Source organism: Actinocatenispora sera (assembly GCF_018324685.1).
GTDB lineage: Bacteria > Actinomycetota > Actinomycetes > Mycobacteriales > Micromonosporaceae > Actinocatenispora > Actinocatenispora sera.
The window spans coordinates 5358010-5376970 of sequence record NZ_AP023354.1; the positions used below are offsets into that span (position 1 = coordinate 5358010).

Genomic DNA, 18961 nt, shown 5'->3' on the forward strand with positions numbered 1-18961 from the left:
GGGCGCTGCCCCGGTTACCCCCGGTGCCCGACCCCGGAGTGGCGATCCGGGTCATCCCCGATGCCGGCATCGCCGAGACGACCGGCGTCGGCGCCCGCCCCGTTCGAGCGGTCCATGGCCCGCCCGGGACCGGCGTCCGCGCCCGCTCCGTTCGAGCCGTCGATGGCCCGCCCGGGACCGGCGTCCGCGCCCGCTCCGTTCGAGCCGTCGATGGCCCGCCCGGGACCGGCGTCCGCGCCCACTCCGTTCGAGCCGTCGATGGCCCGCCCGGGGGACCGTGCCGCCACGGCGGCAGCCGGCTGGAAGGATCAGCGGGCGATCTCGGTGGCCCGCGACTCGCGCACCACGGTGACCCGGATCTGACCCGGATAGGTCAGCTCCTCCTCGATCTGCTTCGCCACGTCCCGCGCCAGGACCGCGGAGCCGATCTCGTCGACCTCGTCCGGGCGCACCATCACCCGGATCTCCCGGCCGGCCTGCATCGCGAAGACCTTCTCCACGCCGGCCTTGCCGCCGGCGATCTCCTCGATGCGTTCCAACCGCTTCACGTACGCCTCGAGGCTCTCCCGGCGGGCGCCGGGCCGGCCACCGGAGCACGCGTCGGCGGCCTGGGTCAGGACCGCCTCGATGGTCTGCGGTGCCACCTCGTTGTGGTGCGCCTCGATCGCGTGCACCACCACGTCGGCCTCGCCGTACTTGCGGGCCAGGTCGGCGCCGATCAGGGCGTGGCTGCCCTCCACCTCGTGGGTGAGCGCCTTGCCGATGTCGTGCAGGAACGCGCACCGCTTGATCACGCTCGGGTCCAACCGCAGCTCGGCGGCCATGATGCCGGCGATGTGCGCGGTCTCCACCAGGTGCTTCAACACGTTCTGCCCGTAGCTGGTGCGGTAGCGCAGCCGGCCCAGGTGCGCCACCAGCTCCGGATGCAGCTCGGTGATCCCCACCTCGACCAGTGCGTCCTCCGCCGCCCGCAGGCACAGCCGCTCGACCTCCTGGCGGGCGGCGTCGTGCACCTCCTCGATCCGGTGCGGGTGGATCCGACCGTCCAGTACCAGCTTCTCCAGCGTCAACCGGCCGATCTCCCGGCGCACCGGATCGAAGCAGGACAGCAGTACCGCCTCGGGGGTGTCGTCGATGATCAGGTTCACTCCGGTCACCGACTCGAACGCGCGGATGTTGCGGCCCTCGCGGCCGATGATGCGGCCCTTCATCTCGTCCGACGGCAGGTGCAGCACGCTGACCACGCTCTCCGCGGTCTGCTCGCTCGCCACCCGCTGGATCGCGTCGACCACCAGCGCACGAGCCCGCAGCTCCGCGGTCGAGCGGGCGTCCGCCTCGATGTCGCGGACCAGGATGGCCGCCTCCCGCTTGGCGGCGGTCTCGATCGACTCGACCAGCTCGCCCTTCGCCGCCTCCGCGGTCAACCCGGCGACCCGCTCCAGCTCCCGTCGGCGTTCCTGGTCGACCTCGGCCACCGCGGCGGACCGCTCCGCAAGTTCGGTCTCGCCGGCGGCCAGCCGGCGGTCGCGCTCGGCGAGCCGCTCGACCTCCTCGTCCAGCCGGCGTTCCCGCTCGTCGAGCCGCTGCTCCCGCCGCTCCAGCTCGGCCAGCCGCTCCCTGGCCTCGCTCAGCACCCGCTGCTGCTCCTGCTCGCCGGTACGCCGGGCCTGGGCCAACGCCTGCTCGGCATCCTGGTCGGCCTGCCGGCGCGCGCGCTGGCGCAGCTGGTCGGCCTCCTCGCGGGCGGCGACCCGCACCCGCTCGGCCTCGGTACGTGCCGCCGTCGCTTCGGCCTGAGCCGCCACGGTCTGCGCCCGCGCCCGCTCGAGCTCGACGGTCGCCTCGTCGACCGCCACCCGGGCGGAGCGCAGCGCCGCCTCGTGCCGCTCACGCTCCGCGACGACGGCCGGATCCTCCTCCGGCAACACCGCCGGGGGCTGCGGTGCGGCCTGGATCCGTCGCACCAGAACCACGGCCACGACGACCACGACCACCGCCACCACGACGAGCACCAGCGCCACCAGCACCAGCAGGTCGCTCGCGGTCATGGCCGCCTCCCTCCTTCGCGGCCGTGCGAACGCACGGCACCCGGAAAGGAGAGCCCGGCGGCGAGCATGCACGAACGCCAGCGGCGCATCACTGCACCTGCTGGACCCCAGCCAGGACCGGCAGCGCCGGTCACCTGCGTTGCTCCTCGCTCTTGCGACGGTGTGACTTCTCGCCGCCCACGACGGCGTGGCGCTGTCACTCTCGCGACGATATGGCGTTGTGTCGTGCACGCTATGTGCGGGCCCACTGCCCGCGTGGTTCGGACTGCTCCTTTGGTACGGCTGAGGCTAAGTCGCGCCGCGACCCCGGTCAAGGATCCCCACCCGCGCGCTGGGCACGGCAGCCGGCACCTCGGCCGAAGCGACGTCACCGGTGCGGACCGAACCGCAGGTCCCACCGAGAATCGGCGGTTCGCCCGAGGCACCAAGCCGCGACACATCGGGCAGCCGCGACACGCCGATGTCACCCGATCGAGTCGGCCACACACCGGTCACTATCGCCCACCAGCGCCTTCGCCACCCGAGTCATCCGTCGGTCACGGCATCACCGTCACCGACCGCGGGCATCACGATCCGGTTCGTCACCGACCGCGCGCGGCACGCTCCGAGCCGTCGCCGCCGGCAAGGGTGTCCCCGCCGACACTGTCGGCCAAAGCGTCGTTGCCGACACTGTCGGCCAAAGCGTCGTTGCCGACACTGTCGGCCAAAGCGTCGATGTCCACGCCGTCGGAGAAGTCGTCGGCGTCGGGCCGGTCGGCCAGCGCATCGCGCACGGTGCGCACCGCGAGACCGGACGAGTAGCCCTTACGGGCGAGCATGCCGACCAGTCGCCGGAAGGCGACCTCGGCCGGAACCCCGGCCATGGCACGAAGCCGACGGTCGACCAGCGCCCGCGCCGTGGTCGCCTCGGTGTCACCGTCCAGCTCGGTCAGCGCCGAGCCGATCGCCGACGAGTCGACGCCACGTTGACGAAGCTCGCGGGCCAGCGCGCCGCGGGCCAGCCCGCGACCGGTGTGCCGCGAGGTCACCCACGCCTTCGCGAAGGCCTCGTCGTCGATCATGCCGACCTCGCCGTACCGCTCCAGCACGGCGGTCGCATCCTCGTCCGGGATGCCGCGCCGGTGCAGTGCGGTGGCGAGCTCGGCTCGGGTGCGGGGACGCACCGCGAGCAGTCGCAGACAGATGTTTCGCGCCTGCTGTCGCGGATCGGCCGGCGGGGTGGATGCGGCAGCGCCGCGCTCCCCCGCCGTCCGCCGTCGGCGGCCCCGCCCGGGCTGCCGTTCGGTCATCGGCTCAGAAGTCCGCCGCGTCGTCGGCGACGGTCTCGGCCGCGTCGGCGCCCGGCACCGCACCGATGTTCAGCTTCTCCTTGATGCGCTTCTCGACCTCGTTGGCCACGTCCGGGTTGTCCCGCATGAACTGCCGGGCGTTCTCCTTGCCCTGGCCGAGCTGGTCACCCTCGTAGGTGTACCAGGCGCCGGACTTGCGGATGATGCCCTGCTCGACGCCCACGTCGATCAGCGAGCCTTCGCGGCTGATGCCCTTGCCGTACATGATGTCGAACTCGGCCTGCTTGAACGGCGCCGCGACCTTGTTCTTCACCACCTTGACCCGGGTGCGGTTGCCGACCACGTCGCCGGCGTCCTTCAGCGATTCGATCCGGCGCACGTCGAGACGAACCGAGGCGTAGAACTTCAGCGCCTTGCCGCCGGTGGTGGTCTCCGGCGAGCCGAACATCACGCCGATCTTCTCGCGCAGCTGGTTGATGAAGATGGCGGTGGTGCCGGAGCTGTTGAGCGCGCCGGTCACCTTGCGCAGCGCCTGGCTCATCAGCCGGGCCTGCAGGCCGACGTGGCTGTCGCCCATCTCGCCCTCGATCTCGGCGCGCGGCACCAGCGCCGCCACCGAGTCGATCACGACGATGTCGATCGCGCCGGAGCGGATCAGCATGTCCATGATCTCCAGCGCCTGCTCGCCGGTGTCCGGCTGGGACACCAGCAGCGCGTCGGTGTCGACGCCGAGCGCCTTGGCGTACTCCGGGTCGAGTGCGTGCTCGGCGTCGATGAACGCCGCGATGCCGCCGGCCGCCTGGGCGTTGGCCACCACGTGCAGCGCCACGGTCGTCTTGCCGGACGACTCCGGCCCGTAGACCTCGATGATGCGGCCCCGGGGCAGGCCGCCGATGCCGAGCGCGACGTCCAGCGCGATGGACCCGGTGGGTATCGCGGAGATCGGCTGCGCGGTCCGGTCGCCGAGCCGCATCACCGAGCCCTTGCCGAACTGCTTGTCGATCTGGGCGAGCGCCATGTCCAGCGCTTTCGTCCGATCGGAGCTTGCTCCCCCAGTTGCCATGCCTGCCACCCCTACTGCCGCCTTAGCGTTCGATCGCTTGGTCACGGCTGACACGCTAGGCGCCCGGTCTGACAGAAACGACCCGGCGCACCGCGTCTGTGGACAACGACCTACCCTGTGGACAGTACCCGAACGTCTGTTCGAATGCTGCGCGACACGCCCCGCCGAGGTCAGCGAAGCGTGCCGGGCACCCGATCGGCGTACGCCTGGCAGACGGCACGCCACACCGCGGCCGTCTCCTCGCCGCCGGCGAACGCCTGCTCGACGGTGCGCCCGTCGAGTTGTGGCAGCACCTGGTCGGCGGCCACGCTGCGGGCGTAGGCCGAGCCGAAGACGTGCTCCATCCGACGCCAGAAGTCGGTTCGCCGCACCGTGTCCTCCGCAAACGGGTCGTGCCGGGTGGTGGTGGCCTCGACGGTATCCCGCGACACCGGTGGGCTCCCACTCCGCGTCGCGCCACGGCGACCGCCGAGACGCCCACCACTCCGGCGCGGCGCCCCGTCGGGCTCCGACGCCGATCCGACGGCACGGGTCAGGCACCGTACCCGACGGGGCGGTCGGCGACCGCGGCGGCGATCGCGCCGGCCAGCGCGCCGACCTCCGCGACCTCGACACCGCTGATCGTGACCCGCAGCCCGGGCGTGCTGCGCAGCCGGAACGCGGCACCGGGCGCCACCACCCAGCCGGCGTCTCGCAACCGGGTCAGCGGCACGGTCTCGTCGGCCACCGGTACCCACACGTTGATGCCGCTGCGGCCGTGCGCGGTGATGCCGCGGTCGGCCAGCGCGGCGACGAGGCCGTCGCGGCGACGCGCGTACTCGGTACGGGCGGCGGCGACCTGCGCGCCGACCTGCGGGTCGCGCCACAGTTCGAGCACCAGTTGCTGCAGCACGGTGGACACCCAGCCGGCGCCGACCCGCTGCCGGCCGCGCAACCGCCCCACCGTACGGGCGTCGCCGGCGAGCACGGCGAGCCGCAGGTCCGGCCCGTACGGCTTGGAGACCGAGCGCAGGAACGCCCAGCGGTCGGTGGCGCCGGTCAGCGTGGCGAGCGGCGTCTCGGACAGCTCGGCGGCGTGGTCGTCCTCGACCACGAGCACGTCGCCGCGATTCACCAGCAGCGACCGGAGCCGGTCGGCGCGGTCGGCGGTGAGGGTGGCGCCGGTGGGGTTCTGCGCCCGGTTGGTGACCAGCACCGCGCGTACCCCGGCGGCCAGGGCGGCGCGCAGCCCGGCCTCGGTGGGGCCGTCGTCATCGACCGGTACCGGGACCGGCTCCAGCCGCAGCGCGGCGAGCAGGTCGATCAGGTTGGCCCAGCCGGGGTCCTCGACGGCGACCCGGTCGCCGGGGGTGAGCTGGGCGGTGAGAGTGCGTTCGATGCCGTCGAGGGCGCCGCCGGTGACGGCCAGCGCGTCCGCGGGCACCCCGTCGGCGGTCAGCCGGGCGGCGGCGTGGTCGAGCAGGTCGGCCAGCGGCCCGGCGGTGTCGTACCCGTGCCCGGTGCGCCAGGCGGGCTGGTCGGCGAGGCGGGCCAGCGGGGCGGCGAGGGCCGGGAGCAGCCGCGCGTCCGGACCACCGCCGGACAGGTCGCGGGCGCCCGCCGGCAGGTCCAGCCGGTACGCCATCCGGCCGGGCCGGGGTGCGCCGACGGCGGGGCGGGCCCGGACCCGGGTGCCGGCCCGGCCGGCCGTCTCGATCACCGCCCGTTGCCGCAGCTCCCGGTACGCCGCGGCGACGGTGGCCGGGCTGACCTGCAGCTGCGTGGCGAGCGCCCGCACGGTGGGCAACGCGTCGCCGGGCGCGAGCTCGCCGCTGGTGACGGAGCTCTCGATGCTCGCGGCGATGTCCACCGAGGTACTGCCGTGATATTGTGCTGTCACAATCAAGAGATTGTACTAGAACAAAATCGGGAACGCATCGAGGGCGCGCCATGACCTACCCCGCCAGCACGACCACCACCCCCCGCCGGTACCCGGACCGGATGCATCGAGACCACGAGACGGTCCACCAGATCCTCGACGAGGCGCTGCACTGCCACCTCGGCTACGTGGTCGACGGGCTGCCGCGGGTCGTGCCGACCGTGCACGTACGCATCGGGGAGACCGTCTACCTGCACGCCTCCAGCGGTGCCAGCAGCTCGCTCGCGGCCCGCGACGGCGGGCTGCCGGTCACGGTCGCCGCGACGATCCTGGACGGGCTGGTGTTCGCCCGCGCGCAGGCGCACCACTCGGCGCCGTACCGGTCGGTCGTCGCGCACGGGCTGGCCCGGCTGGTGACCGACGAGCGGACCAAGCTCGCGGTGTCCGCGGCGCTGGTCGACAAGCTCGCCGCCGGACGCTCCGCCGAATCGCGGCCGCCCAACCGCCGGGAGCTGGCCAGCGTCGGCATGCTGGCGCTGCCGCTGACCGAGGTCGCGGCGAAGATCCGGCCGGCCACCGTGGGCGACGACGAGGAGGACCTCGGCCTGCCGTACTGGGCGGGAGTACTGCCGCTACGCACCGTCGCCGAGGCCCCGGTGCCGGTCAACGACCGCCCGCTCCCCGCCTACCTGGTCGGCTGGCAGCGCGGCGCCGAGCCGGCCCGGTCACCGTGGCTGACCGCCGAGCCGATCACCGGCGAGCGGGTGCGGCTCGAACCGCTGTCGCTCGACCACGTCGACGACCTGTTCGAGGCGAGTCGCGACCCGCAGGTGTGGCGCTGGCTGACCGCGCCGCAGCCGACCACCCCGGCCGAGATGGCGCGCGAGATCACCCGTGCCCTGACCGCGGCAGCGGCCGGCGACCGGGTGCCGTGGGCGCAGATCGACCTCGCCACCGGCCGGGCGGTCGGCGTGACCAGCTACTATGAGGTGGTGCCGGCGCACCGGCGGCTGGAGATCGGCCACACCTGGCTCGGCTCGGCGTACTGGCGTTCCGGACTGAACACCGAGTCGAAGCTGCTGCTGCTGACCCGGGCGTTCGAGGCGCTCGGGGCACGCCGGGTCGCCTGGCGTACCGACATCGGCAACGAGCGATCCCAGCGGGCCATCGAGCGGCTCGGCGCCACCCGGGAGGGGGTCCTCCGGGCGCACCAGGAGCGGGTCGACGGCAGCCTGCGCGACACCGTGTACTACGCGATGACCGCCGACGAGTGGCCGGCCGCCCGCGACCGGCTCCGCGCCCGCCTCTCCCGGGGCTGACCCGGCCGCAACCGCCCAGGCCGCCGCATTCGGCCCGGACCATGCGGTACGGGGCGATGCCGGCGGGGTGGGCGGGAGCGTCACACCGCCGCGGCAGGATGAAGGGATGGCAGACGAGGAGGCGCTGGCCGGGTTCGGTCCGGCCACCCGGCAGTGGTTCGACGCCGCGTTCGCGGCACCGACCGCGGCGCAGGCCGGTGCGTGGTCGTCGATCCGGTCCGGCGCCAACACGCTGGTGGTCGCACCGACCGGGTCGGGCAAGACGCTCGCCGCGTTCCTCTGGTCGCTGGACCGGCTCGCCGCCGCGCCCGCGACCGAGCCGGCCCGACGGTGCCGGGTGCTCTACGTCAGCCCGCTCAAGGCGCTCGCGGTCGACATCGAGCGCAACCTGCGCGCACCGCTCGCCGGCATCGGCCAGGCCGCCCAGCGGCTCGGCCTGGACCGGCCGGACATCACGGTCGGCATGCGCACCGGCGACACTCCGGCGGCGGAACGACGCAGCTTCGCGCGCACTCCACCCGACATCCTGATCACCACACCGGAGTCGCTGTTCCTGCTGCTGACCTCCGCCGCCCGGGAGTCGCTGCGCGGCGTCGAGACGGTCATCGTCGACGAGGTGCACGCGGTGTGCGCCACCAAGCGCGGCGCGCATCTCGCCCTGTCGCTGGAGCGGCTCGACGCGCTGCTACCGGCCCCGGCGCAGCGGATCGGGCTGTCCGCCACGGTGCGGCCGGTCGACGAGACCGCCCGGTTCCTGGCCGGCAGCCGGCCGGTCGAGGTGGTGGCACCGGCGTCCGGGAAGACCGTCGAGCTGTCGGTGCAGGTACCGGTGGCCGACATGACCGCGCTCGACGAGGTGCCGGCCGACGAGGCCGATCCGTACGATCCGGCGTCGCCGCCGCCGCGCCGACCGTCGATCTGGCCGGCGGTGGAGAGCCGGGTGCTGGACCTGATCCTCGCGCACCGCTCCACCATCGTGTTCGCGAACTCCCGCCGGCTCGCCGAGCGGCTCTGCGCCCGGCTCAACGAGCTGCACGCCGAACGACTCACCGGCACCCCGCCGCCGGACGAGCTCGGCCCGGTCGCCGTCGAGCCGGCCGGGTTCGCCCCGGACACTCGACCGCCCGGCGTCGACGGGCCCGGCGGCGGAGCCGAGGTGGCGGCGCCGCAGCCGATCCTGGCGGGTGGGCCGGCCGAACGGTTCCCGGCCGAGGCGATCGGCGAGTCCGGGGTCGCGGCGGGCGCGGCGGCGGTCATCGCCCGGGCGCACCACGGCTCGGTCTCGCGCGAGGAGCGCAAGCTGATCGAGGAGCAGCTCAAGTCCGGGCAGCTGCCGGCCGTGGTCGCCACCTCCAGCCTCGAGCTGGGCATCGACATGGGCGCGGTCGACCTGGTGGTCCAGGTGGAGGCGCCGCCGAGCGTCGCCTCCGGGCTGCAGCGGGTCGGCCGGGCCGGGCACCAGGTGGGTGCACCGAGCCGTGGCGTGGTGTTCCCGAAGCACCGCGGCGACCTCGCCCCGTGCGCGGTGGTCGCGACCCGGATGCGCGGCGGCGAGATCGAGGAGCTGCACTACCCGCGCAACCCGCTGGACGTGCTGGCGCAGCAGATCGTCGCGATGGTGGCGCTGGACGACTGGACCGTGCCCGACCTCGCCGCGCTGGTGCGCCGGGCGGCACCGTTCGGCGAGCTGCCCGACTCGGCGCTGCACGCGGTGCTGGACATGCTCTCCGGGCGGTACCCGTCGACCGCGTTCGCCGAGCTGCGTCCCCGCCTGGTGTGGGACCGCGCCACCGAGCAGCTGTCCGGCCGGCCCGGCGCGCAGCGGCTCGCGGTGATCTCCGGCGGCACCATCCCCGACCGCGGCCTGTTCGGCGTCTACCTGGCCGGGGCGGAGAAGGCGGCCCGGGTCGGCGAGCTGGACGAGGAGATGGTGTACGAGTCGCGCGTCGGCGACGTGTTCCTGCTCGGCTCGACCAGCTGGCGTATCGAGGACATCACCCCGGACCGGGTTCTGGTCTCCCCCGCGCCGGGCGTGCCGGCCCGGATGCCGTTCTGGAAGGGTGACACGGCCGGCCGGCCGGCCGAGCTGGGTCGGGCGATCGGGGCGTTGCAACGGCAGCTGGCGGGCGCCGGCCCGGCCGAGGCGACCGAGGCGCTGCGGGCTGCCGGGATGGACGAGTGGGCCGCCGGCAACCTGGTGCGCTACGTCGGCGAGCAGCGGGAGATCGCCGGGCACGTGCCGGACGACCGGACGATCGTGGTGGAGCGGTTCCGCGACGAGCTGGGCGACTGGCGGCTGGTCGTGCACTCGGTGTTCGGCGAGCGGGTGAACGCGCCGTGGGCGCTCGCGATCGCCGCCCGGCTGCGCGAGCGGTACGGGCTGGACGCGCAGGCACAGCCGGCGGACGACGGCATCGTGGTGCGGCTGCCGGACACCGCGGACGAGCCGCCCGGCGCCGATCTCGTCGCGTTCGACGCCGACGAGCTGACCCAGCTCGTCCGCGACGTGGTCGGCACCTCGGCGCTGTTCGCGTCCCGGTTCCGGGAGTGCGCGGCGCGGGCGTTGCTGCTGCCGCGGCGCGATCCGCGGCGCCGCCGGCCGTTGTGGCAGCAGCGGCAGCGGGCCGCCCAGCTGCTGGACGTGGCCCGGGAGTACGACGACTTCCCGATCACGCTGGAGGCGGCCCGGGAGTGCCTGCGCGACGTGTTCGACCTGCCGGCGCTGGGCGAGCTGGCGACCGCGATCGCGTCCCGGTCGGTACGGCTGGTGGAGGTGGAGACGCAGCGGCCCTCGCCGTTCGCCCGGTCGCTGCTGTTCGGCTACGTCGGGGCCTTCCTGTACGAGGGGGACGCGCCGCTGGCGGAGCGGCGGGCGGCGGCGCTGGAGCTGGATCCGGTGCTGCTGGCCGAGCTGCTCGGCGCGGCCGAGCTGCGCGAGCTGCTCGACCCGGAGGTGGTCGCGGAGACGGAGCGCCGGTTGCAGTGGCGTACCCCGGACCGGCGGGCCCGCGACGTCGAGGACGCGGCCGAGATCCTCCGGTTGATCGGCGATCTGTCCACTGTGGAGGGCTCGGAACGCGGCATCGACCCGGCGTGGCTCGACGAGCTGGTCGCCGCCCGCCGCGCCATCGTGGTCCGCATCGCCGGGGTCGACCGGGTGCTCGCGATCGAGGATGCCGGCCGGGTCCGGGACGCGCTCGGGGTCGCGCTGCCGGTCGGGGTGCCGGAGGCGTTCACCGAGCCGGTCGCCGATCCGCTCGGTGACCTGCTCTCCCGGTACGCGCGCAGCCACGGGCCGTTCCACCCGGCGAGCTGCGCGGCCCGGTTCGGGCTGGGTGTGGCGGTGGTGGAGCAGGCGCTGCACCGGCTGGCGGCCACCGGGCGGGTGGTGACCGGCGAGTTCACCCCGGGCGGTACCGGCGTGGAGTGGTGCGACGCGGAGGTGCTGCGGATCCTGCGCCGCCGGTCGCTCGCCGCGCTGCGCCGCGAGATCGAGCCGTCCCCGCCGAAGGCGCTCGCCGCGTTCCTGCCGCAGTGGCAGCAGGTCGGCAGCGGCGGGCGCGGGGTCGAGGCGGTCGCCGCCGCGATCGAGCAGCTGGGCGGGGTCGCCATCCCGGCGAGCGCGCTGGAGCGGCTGGTGCTGCCGGCCCGGGTGGCCGACTACACGCCGGCCTACCTCGACCAGCTGTGCTCGTCCGGCGAGGTGGTGTGGGCCGGTGCCGGCGCGCTGCCGTCGTCCGACGGCTACCTGGTGCTCGCGTTCGCCGACACCGCCGAGCTGCTGCTCCCACCACCGGTGCCGGATCTCGCCGTCGGCGAGCTGCACGCCGCGCTGCTGGACGCGCTCGACGGTGGGCAGGCGCTGTTCTTCCGCGACCTGGCCGACCGGGTCGCCACCGCGCTCGGCGCACCGCCGGCCGACGAGGAGCTGACCGCGGCGCTGTGGGACCTGGTCTGGGCCGGATACCTGTCCAACGACACGCCGGCGCCGCTGCGCGCGCTGCTGTCCGGCGGCGGCGCGCACAGGTCGCGCCCCGCCCCGGCCCGCGCCCGGTACCGGCGGGGTGGCCGGTCCGGCATGTCGCTGCGGCGCGGCGGACTGCCGTCGCGGGGTGGGCCGCCGAGCGCCGCCGGCCGGTGGTACCGGCTGCCCGAGCCGGACGCCGACCCGACCCGCCGCGGCGCGGCCCGGGCCGAGGCGTTGCTGGAGCGGCACGGGGTGCTGACCCGCGGCGCGGTCGCCGCCGAGCAGGTGCCGGGCGGTTTCGCCGCGGTGTACCCGGTGCTCGCCGCGCTGGAGGAGCGCGGCGCGGCCCGGCGCGGGTACTTCGTCGAGTCGCTGGGCGCCGCGCAGTTCGCGGTGCCGGGGGCGGTCGACCGGCTGCGCGCGCTCGCCGACCGCTCGTCCGACGTGGACGGCGCCGGCTGGGCCCGTCGCCCCGGTCCGCCCGCGCCGCCGCTGGTGCTCGCGGCCACCGACCCGGCCAACCCGTACGGGGCGGCGCTGGGCTGGCCGACCCGACCGGTCGCCGAGTCCGGTACCGGGCACCGGCCGGGGCGCAAGGCGGGCGCGGTGGTGGTGCTTTCCGCCGGTGATCTCGCGCTGTACGTGGAGCGCGGCGGGCGGACGATTCTGTCCTATGCGGACGACACGGACACGTTGCTCGCCGCGGCCCGGGCGCTCGCCGACGCGGTCCGGTCCGGCGCGCTCGGTGCCCTCGCGGTGCAGCGCGCCGATGGCGAGCCGGTGACCGCGACGCCGCTGTCCGCGGCGCTGACCGAGGCCGGGTTCCGACTCACCCCACGCGGGCTGCGGCTGCGCGCCTGAACCGCACCCGATCAAGTAACCAGTGAAATCGCTATACCGGTTGCACGCACTCGAACGCAACCGGCATACTGCGTTCACTGGTTACCAGCGTGAACCGTCGACCGGTTCGACACGCTGTCCCGCGCACACGTCCACACTGCCGCCGGGCGCAGCGCGCCACCGGCAGAACGCCAGTTCTCCACCCGACGCACGAGGAGGCCCCACGCCATGACCGGCATCGCCCGACTCACCACGATCGTGCTCGACTGCCCCGATCCGCGGGCGCTCGCCGCGTTCTACGCCGAGCTCACCGGCTGGCCGGTCACCGAGACCGACGACGAGTGGGTCGACCTCGCCGACGACGGCGCCGGCGTACGGCTGGCGTTCCAGCGGGTCGACGACTACCGGCCGCCGCAGTGGCCCGGCCAGGACCAGCCGCAGCAGTTCCACCTCGACCTGCACATCGAGCCGGCCGAGGTGCAGGCCGCGCAGGACAAGGTGCTCGGCCTCGGCGCGACGCTGGCCGACACACAGCCCGGCACCAGGTTCCGGGTCTTCCTCGACCCGGCCGGTCACCCGTTCTGCTTCTGCTGGTGACGCCGCCGAGGCTTCGGTCGCCCGGCCGGTGACCCGAGCGACGCCGGCAACGACGTCCCGGCGGTCGGCCGGCGGTGACGGCGATCCCGCCACGGCCCCGCTCGGGACGGCAGCTGGTGTGCCGGGGAACAGCCGCAGCCGATGCCGGCGGACCACCCGGTACCGGCGACGCCGCGGTCGACGTCGACCCGGCTCACGTCGTACGGGAGCCGGGCCGGTGGCGGCTCACAACTTCGCGACCTGTGGCATGACCTCGGCCGCCACCAGGTCCAGATGGTCCAGATCGGACAGGTCGAGCGTCTGCAGGTACATCCGGCTGGCGCCGCGCTCGGCGAACGCGCCGAGCTTGTCGACCAGCTCGTCCGGAGTGCCGGCCAGGCCGTTGGCGCGCAGCTCGGGCAACTCGCGACCGATCGCGGCAGCCCGCTCGCGCAGCTGCGCCTCGGTCCGGCCACAGCACAGCACCTGCGCCGCCGAGTACCGCATCGAGTCCGGGTCGCGGCCGGCCCGCTCGCACGCCGCCCGTACCCCCGCGAACAGCCGGGCGGTGTCGTCCACCCCGGCGAACGGCACGTTGAACTCGTCGGCATAGCGGGCCGCGAGCCGCGGCGTGCGCTTGGCCCCGGAACCGCCGATCAGGACCGGCGGGCGCGGCGACTGGGCCGGCCGGACCAGCGGCGGCGCCTCGGTGAGCTGGTAGTACTCCCCGTCGTAGGAGAACGTCTCGGTGGCCTCCCACAGCCCGGTGATGATCGCGAGCTGCTCGGTGTACCGGTCGAAGCGCTCACGCAGCGACCCGAAGCCCATCCCGTACGCGGTGTGCTCCCGCTCGTACCAGCCGCTGCCCAGGCCCAGCTCGACCCGCCCGCCGGACATCTGGTCCACCTGCGCCACCGCGATCGCGAGCGGCCCGGGCAGCCGGAACGTGGCCGCCGACATCAGCGTGCCGAGCCGGATCGTGGACGTCTCCCGGGCCAGGCCGGCGAGCGTGATCCAGGCGTCGGTCGGCCCCGGCTCCCCCGACACGTCGCCCATCTTCAGGTAGTGGTCGGAACGGAAGAACGCGTCGTAGCCACACTCCTCGGCCCGCTGCGCCACCCGCAGCAGCTCGTCGTAGCTGGCACCCTGCTGGGGCTCGGTGAACACCCGAAGCTGCATGACCCACCCGTCCGTACGGCATCGCAGACCAGCACGACGCTACCCCGAGCGGGTGCCCGGTCGTTGCGGCGTGGTTCACGACGACCGCGCGCCGTATCCTGCGCCCGACGCGAGTCCCCGCGCTGTCCTCGGCCGACGCGACCCGGCACGGGAGGGCGAGCGCCGGCGGCGCCAGCCGAGCATCCCGGCGACCGGCGAGAACGGCATCGCCCTGCACGACGAGATCCGGCTGGAAGGGCAGGTCAGCGCGGCAGGCGACCGGCATCGGTAGGCTGACCGGCGTGACCGACACGGGCGGGTACAGGTGGATCAGCCTCACCACCGACTACGGCACCGTCGACGGATTCGTCGCGGCCTGCAAGGGCGTCGTGGCGACCATCGCACCGGACGTCTCGATACTGGACGTCACCCACCACGTGCCCCCCGGTGACGTGCGCCGCGGCGCTCTGGTGCTCGCGCAGACCCTGCCGTTCCTGCCGCCCGCCGTGCACGTCGGCGTCGTCGACCCCGGCGTCGGTACCGCCCGGCGCGCGGTGGCGATCCGGGTCGGCGGCAGCGTGCTGGTCGGCCCGGACAACGGCCTACTGCCCTGGGCGGCGACGGAGCTGGGCGGCGCCGACCGGGTCGTCGTGCTGGACCGACCCGACTGGCACCTCACCGCGGTGCGGGCCACCTTCCACGGCCGCGACATCTTCGCCCCGGTCGCCGCGCATCTCGCGACCGGCCGCCCGTTCGAGCAGGCCGGTACCCCGATCGACCCGGCGGAGCTGGTCACCCTCACCGACCCGGTCGTGCGCGCCGGCCACGGGTACGTCGAGGTCGAGGTGCTCACCGTGGACCGGTTCGGCAACGTGCAGTTGGCGGCCGGGCCGGAGGTTCTCGCCGAGCTGGGGCCGAAGGTCGCGGTCGCCGTCGCGGCCGGCGCCGCCGCGTTCCAGGTGCGTACCGGCGACACGTTCGGCTCGGTGCCGCCCGGGGTACTGCTGCTCTACCTCGACTCGGCCGACCACGTGACCCTGGCGGTCAACGGCGGCTCGGCGGTGGAGCGGCTCGCGCTCGCCCCCGGCGACGTGATCCGGCTGTCCCCGGCCTGACCCACCGCTCGGTGCCTCCCGGCCGGGAGGGTCGGCCGGCGCCACGCGCGGCCGGCCGTCGCGGCCCGGGCCGGGCCGTCGCGGCGTGCGGCCCGCCCCGCCTCGCGCCGTTCGGCGACCGCGCCGTGCCGGCCGGGCACGAACCGCCGGGTGGCCAGCGGATGCGGGGCGAGCTGGCGGGTGCCGAGCCGTGCGGCCGGTGTCCAGGGCAGCCGGCCCGGCCAGAGGGTGCCGACCAGGCCTCGGCGGGCCAGCACCGGCCAGAACCCGACGCCGACGAACAGGCAGAGCAGGTGGCCGAGCGAGGTGAGGTCCGCGGCCACGGCCAGCGCGCCGCCCGCCGCGGCAGCGGCGAGGCCGAGTATCGGCCAGCGCAGCGTCCGGGGCAGCAGCCCGAGCACCGCGCCGAGGGCGGTCAGCAGCAGGTAGCTCGCTCCGACGTCCAGCCGGCTCAGCGCGGCCGCCGGCATCGCCCCGGTGTGCACCGCGACGGCCACCCCGGCCTCGGTCGCCAGGCTGACCCCGACGTGACCGCCGCCGACCAGCGCCAGCGCCCGCAGCCCGCCGAGCCGGCGCTCCAGCGGAGCGAGCGTCACCGCGAACCCCACCGCGTACGGGAGCCAGGCGCCGTCGGGCAGCCACACGGCCGAACCGATCAGCGCCCGCACCGGATGGCTGGTCAGCTCCACCACGTTGGTACTGGAGGCGGCCAGCAGCCGCGTCGCGTCGTCGGCGCTGAGCGCCCGGAGCAGGATGACGCCCGCCAGCAGCGCCAGCAGGTAGCCGACGGTGACCGGGGTCTCGCGCGGTCCGGGCAGGGCACGCCGCATGGTGCGGATCACCCGGGCCCAGCGTGGGGGGTTCTGCGGCACTGCCACCTCCCGGTGCAGCACGCCTCGGCTGCGACGCACCGACCTGGGAGACGCGGGGCCAGGGGGCGCGGCGGCCGGTGCGCCCGGCCACCGCAACGACTGTCGCCGAGAACCGGACGGGGCGCCAAGTCACGACCCGGACAGCGCGGAACACACCACGCGTGAATCCGGCCACTTCCGGCCGGCGCGAGGCGGGGAGGTCAGCTGGCGGGCTCGCGCAGCTCGGCGAGGCCCGCGGCGAACGCGGCCATCCGATCCGCCGCCTCGGTCAACCGGTACTGCGCGCCGGTGTCCGTGCCTGCGCCACTGGCGGCCGCGGCGGCCGTCGCGGCCGCCAGCCGTTCGTAGGTGGACACACCGTCCGCGAGCTGGCCGGACAGCGTCTGCTTCGCCGCGGCCAGCGTGGGCGCGGCATCCGGGCCGGCAAACCGGGACGCCTTCTCCACCGTGAGCAGCCGATGCGCCAGGTCGCGCAGCGCGCGCTCGCCGTCGGCGGCCTCGGCGAGCGCCTCGTCCACGTACTCGCTGCGGGTGCCGGCGCGGACGTCGTCGAGGGTGCGCACCGCGGTGCCCAGCCGCGCCATCGGGGCCGCCGCGGCCGTCCCGCCGTACTTGCGTCGCTCGGCTCGCCGGCCGACCTCGTCCACCGCGGCCCGTGCGAGCGGGTTGGCCGTGAGCGCCGCTCGCATGGCCTGCCGCACCGCCTCGCCGGCACCGACCTGCGGCCGTTCCGGCGGCAGGGGCTCCGCGGCGAGCGCGTGGTAGTCGCGCCAGCGGAACACCGCGAGCGCCACCGAGACGCCCGCCCCGGCCGCCCAGGCGGCGTCCGGCAGCCCGATCCCCGCGTACGGCGTGAGGACGGCCGCAGCGCCGGTCAGCCCGGCGCCGAGCACCACCCAGCGCCGAAAGGCGCGCCGCAACCTGCCCAGCCGGCGCAGCCGCTGCTCCCGCGTCTCGGCCATCCGGTGCCCTCCCCGACCGGCGTACGCCGCGGGCGACCAGCCCGCCCCGACGTCGGGCGATCTACCGCCCGGGCGTCGCTTCGCGGGCGGTCAGCCCGCCGAGGCGTCCTGGCTGCCGTTCTTGTTCATGTTGGCGCGCAGCTGCTCCAGCCGGGCCACGCCGGCGGTCTGCTCGGCGTCGGCGGCCTGCGTCGAACCGGACTCGACCGCCTTCTGCGCGGGTGCACTGGTCAGCTGCTCGCCGGCCATGCTGGCCCGGATCTGCTCCAGCCGAGCGTTGCCGGCCATGTCCAGGCTGGACTTCTGCACCTCGAGCATCCGGCCCTCGACCGAGTTCTGCGCGAGCTCGGCACGGCCCATCGCGTTGGCGTAGCGGCGCTCGATCTTGTCCCGCACCTCGTCCAGCGACGGGGTGTTGCCCGGCGCGGCGAGGTCGGACATGCTCTGCAGCGAGTTGGCCACCTGCTCCTGCATCTTGGCCTGCTCGAGCTGACTGAGCAGCTTGGTGCGCTCGGCGAGCTTCTGCTTGAGCATCATCGCGTTGTCGTCGACCGCCTTGCGGGCCTGCTGGGCCGCCGCGATCGACTGGTCGTGCAGCGTCTTCAGGTCTTCCATCGACTGCTCGGCGGAGACGAGCTGGGTGGCGAGCACCTGCGCGGTCTGCTCGAACTGCTGCGCCTTGGTCTCGTCGCCGTCGGCGCGCGCCTTGTCGGCCATCACCAGTGCCTGCTTGGCCTGCCCCTGGAACTGCTCGACCTGCGACATCTGCCGGGACAGCTTCATCTCCAGCTGCCGCTGGTTGCCGATGACCGCCGCAGCCTGCTGCGTGAGCGCCTGGTGCTGGTGCTGCGCGTCTTCGATCGCCTGCTGGATCTGCACCTTCGGATCGGCGTACTCGTCGATCTTGGCGCCGAACAGCGCCATCAGGTATCGCCAGCCCTTGACGAACGGGTTCGCCATTGTTCGCGGTCCTCTCTGCGGCTCTAGCAGCGCCGGCCTCGACGCGTTCGTCCCATCGTGTCAGGCGAGTGCGACCGTCGTCACGCCGCCCCCGGCGGGCGATCGCGGAATCCTCGGTAGGAAACCGCCGAAACACCACGATGTCCCCGGTGCCGAAGCGCCCGGACCTCGCTTGCCCTGCGGCACGCCGACCCGACTCCACGCCAACCCGCGCACCAGATCAAGTGTGCCTGAACTCGCCGGCAAGTGAGAGACCCGAAGCCGCTTTATCCGCAATGCCCGGGACACTTCAGGGGCGCCCCTGAGACCGGCGGCTCAGGCCGCGCACACCACTTCACGTGCCGGGCGCCGCGGCGCCGGACCGACCGAGCGAGCCAGCGTGGGCCGCCCACGCATCGCCACCGAGTTGGTCACCGCGCCCGGCGGCACCGCACCGGCGGGCACCGCACCCGCCGGGACCGGCTCGGCGGGCGCCGGATCGGCCGTTCCGGGCTGGTCGGCACCGACCGGGGCAAGCACCCCGGCCATCTCCTCGGCCAGCGCGACCGTGTCGCTCACCTCGCGCAGCACGTCGGACAGTTGCACTCCGAGTGCCTCGCAGATCGAGCCCAACAGCTCGCTGGAGGCCTCTTTCTGACCGCGTTCCAGCTCGGACAGGTAACCCAGGCTCACCTTGGCCTCGGTCGACACGTCCCGAAGCGTGCGGCGCTGGTCCAACCGCCGTTCACGCAGCGTGTCACCCAGGACCCTGCGCAGCAGGACCATCGCACACCTCCTCCGGCGACCGACACCACTCGGCCCGACCGTGGCCCGAGGGCGTCGCACCCGGACCGGGATGTTCGCCACGGTACCGCGCCGAGCCGACACCGACACCGTGCCCCACGACGTGATGCAACACAGTACCGCGGGATGATCTTCCCGAACGAGGTACGCA

Annotated in this window: 14 protein-coding genes; 4 read left to right on the top strand and 10 right to left on the bottom strand. The window is 74.5% G+C overall.

The window, feature by feature from the left end; all coding sequences use genetic code 11:
• Positions 1 to 308: 308 nt before the first annotated feature.
• From rny to Asera_RS25260, 5 genes are all read right to left on the bottom strand, one after another.
• Positions 309 to 2048 carry a ribonuclease Y gene (rny, locus tag Asera_RS25240; RefSeq protein ID WP_030446356.1) on the bottom strand — a complete coding sequence of 580 codons (1740 nt, stop codon included), beginning with the start codon at positions 2046 to 2048 and terminating at the stop codon, positions 309 to 311.
• A 581-nt stretch (positions 2049 to 2629) separates the two neighbouring features.
• Positions 2630 to 3337, bottom strand: a complete 708-nt coding sequence (locus Asera_RS25245) for a regulatory protein RecX (protein ID WP_084131561.1) — start codon at positions 3335 to 3337, stop codon at positions 2630 to 2632.
• Positions 3338 to 3341: 4 nt separating this feature from the next.
• The gene (recA, locus tag Asera_RS25250) at positions 3342 to 4400 is read right to left on the bottom strand and encodes a recombinase RecA (RefSeq protein WP_030446358.1); all 1059 of its coding nucleotides are present in this window, start codon (positions 4398 to 4400) and stop codon (positions 3342 to 3344) included.
• A gap of 170 nt (positions 4401 to 4570) precedes the next feature.
• A complete protein-coding gene (locus Asera_RS25255; RefSeq protein WP_030446359.1) occupies positions 4571 to 4771 on the bottom strand; it encodes a DUF3046 domain-containing protein in 201 nt (66 codons plus the stop codon).
• A gap of 161 nt (positions 4772 to 4932) precedes the next feature.
• Positions 4933 to 6279, bottom strand: a complete 1347-nt coding sequence (locus Asera_RS25260) for an aminotransferase class I/II-fold pyridoxal phosphate-dependent enzyme (protein WP_030446360.1) — start codon at positions 6277 to 6279, stop codon at positions 4933 to 4935.
• Between the two features lie 50 nt (positions 6280 to 6329).
• On the opposite strand from Asera_RS25260, the gene Asera_RS25265 reads away from it, so the two are divergent.
• The 3 genes from Asera_RS25265 (at position 6330) to Asera_RS25275 (ending at position 12981) form a co-directional block, all read left to right on the top strand.
• Positions 6330 to 7577, top strand: a complete 1248-nt coding sequence (locus Asera_RS25265; protein ID WP_030446361.1) for a bifunctional pyridoxamine 5'-phosphate oxidase family protein/GNAT family N-acetyltransferase — start codon at positions 6330 to 6332, stop codon at positions 7575 to 7577.
• Positions 7578 to 7683: 106 nt separating this feature from the next.
• A complete protein-coding gene (locus tag Asera_RS25270; RefSeq protein ID WP_030446362.1) occupies positions 7684 to 12405 on the top strand; it encodes an Lhr family helicase in 4722 nt (1573 codons plus the stop codon).
• Between the two features lie 207 nt (positions 12406 to 12612).
• On the top strand, positions 12613 to 12981 hold the full coding sequence (locus tag Asera_RS25275; RefSeq protein WP_030446363.1) for a VOC family protein: 369 nt from the start codon (positions 12613 to 12615) through the stop codon (positions 12979 to 12981).
• A 225-nt stretch (positions 12982 to 13206) separates the two neighbouring features.
• Here Asera_RS25275 and Asera_RS25280 read toward each other — a convergent pair whose 3' ends face one another.
• A complete protein-coding gene (locus tag Asera_RS25280; RefSeq protein ID WP_030446364.1) occupies positions 13207 to 14139 on the bottom strand; it encodes an LLM class F420-dependent oxidoreductase in 933 nt (310 codons plus the stop codon).
• 281 nt (positions 14140 to 14420) lie between these two features.
• Here Asera_RS25280 and Asera_RS25285 point away from each other — a divergent pair, with 281 nt between their 5' ends.
• Complete coding sequence (locus tag Asera_RS25285) at positions 14421 to 15233, top strand: SAM hydrolase/SAM-dependent halogenase family protein (protein WP_030446366.1); 813 nt, start codon at positions 14421 to 14423, stop codon at positions 15231 to 15233.
• On the opposite strand, the gene Asera_RS25290 is transcribed toward Asera_RS25285, so the two are convergent.
• The 4 genes from Asera_RS25290 to Asera_RS25305 form a co-directional block, all read right to left on the bottom strand.
• Positions 15128 to 16105, bottom strand: coding sequence for a rhomboid-like protein (locus Asera_RS25290; RefSeq protein ID WP_157034814.1), 978 nt, complete (start codon positions 16103 to 16105; stop codon positions 15128 to 15130). The two genes, Asera_RS25285 and Asera_RS25290, sit on opposite strands and share 106 nt — an antisense overlap.
• Before the next feature lie 200 nt (positions 16106 to 16305).
• Positions 16306 to 17067: a phage shock envelope stress response protein PspM gene (gene pspM, locus Asera_RS25295; RefSeq protein WP_030446368.1), complete on the bottom strand. Its 762-nt coding sequence runs from the start codon at positions 17065 to 17067 to the stop codon at positions 16306 to 16308.
• Positions 17068 to 17157: 90 nt separating this feature from the next.
• Positions 17158 to 18027 carry a PspA/IM30 family protein gene (locus Asera_RS25300; RefSeq protein ID WP_030446369.1) on the bottom strand — a complete coding sequence of 290 codons (870 nt, stop codon included), beginning with the start codon at positions 18025 to 18027 and terminating at the stop codon, positions 17158 to 17160.
• Positions 18028 to 18342: 315 nt separating this feature from the next.
• Positions 18343 to 18792, bottom strand: a complete 450-nt coding sequence (locus Asera_RS25305; protein WP_030446370.1) for a helix-turn-helix domain-containing protein — start codon at positions 18790 to 18792, stop codon at positions 18343 to 18345.
• Positions 18793 to 18961 lie beyond the last annotated feature (169 nt).

What these genes read in the sequence shown, in the direction of transcription:
- pspM (WP_030446368.1), bottom strand. Translation starts at nt 17,067, where the DNA reads ATGGCCGAGACGCGGGAGCAGCGGCTGCGCCGGCTGGGCAGGTTGCGG.
- Asera_RS25305 (WP_030446370.1), bottom strand. Translation starts at nt 18,792, where the DNA reads ATGGTCCTGCTGCGCAGGGTCCTGGGTGACACGCTGCGTGAACGGCGG.
- Asera_RS25300 (WP_030446369.1), bottom strand. Translation starts at nt 18,027, where the DNA reads ATGGCGAACCCGTTCGTCAAGGGCTGGCGATACCTGATGGCGCTGTTC.
- rny (WP_030446356.1), bottom strand. Translation starts at nt 2,048, where the DNA reads ATGACCGCGAGCGACCTGCTGGTGCTGGTGGCGCTGGTGCTCGTCGTG.
- Asera_RS25270 (WP_030446362.1), top strand. Translation starts at nt 7,684, where the DNA reads ATGGCAGACGAGGAGGCGCTGGCCGGGTTCGGTCCGGCCACCCGGCAG.
- recA (WP_030446358.1), bottom strand. Translation starts at nt 4,400, where the DNA reads ATGGCAACTGGGGGAGCAAGCTCCGATCGGACGAAAGCGCTGGACATG.
- Asera_RS25275 (WP_030446363.1), top strand. Translation starts at nt 12,613, where the DNA reads ATGACCGGCATCGCCCGACTCACCACGATCGTGCTCGACTGCCCCGAT.
- Asera_RS25280 (WP_030446364.1), bottom strand. Translation starts at nt 14,139, where the DNA reads ATGCAGCTTCGGGTGTTCACCGAGCCCCAGCAGGGTGCCAGCTACGAC.
- Asera_RS25265 (WP_030446361.1), top strand. Translation starts at nt 6,330, where the DNA reads ATGACCTACCCCGCCAGCACGACCACCACCCCCCGCCGGTACCCGGAC.
- Asera_RS25245 (WP_084131561.1), bottom strand. Translation starts at nt 3,337, where the DNA reads ATGACCGAACGGCAGCCCGGGCGGGGCCGCCGACGGCGGACGGCGGGG.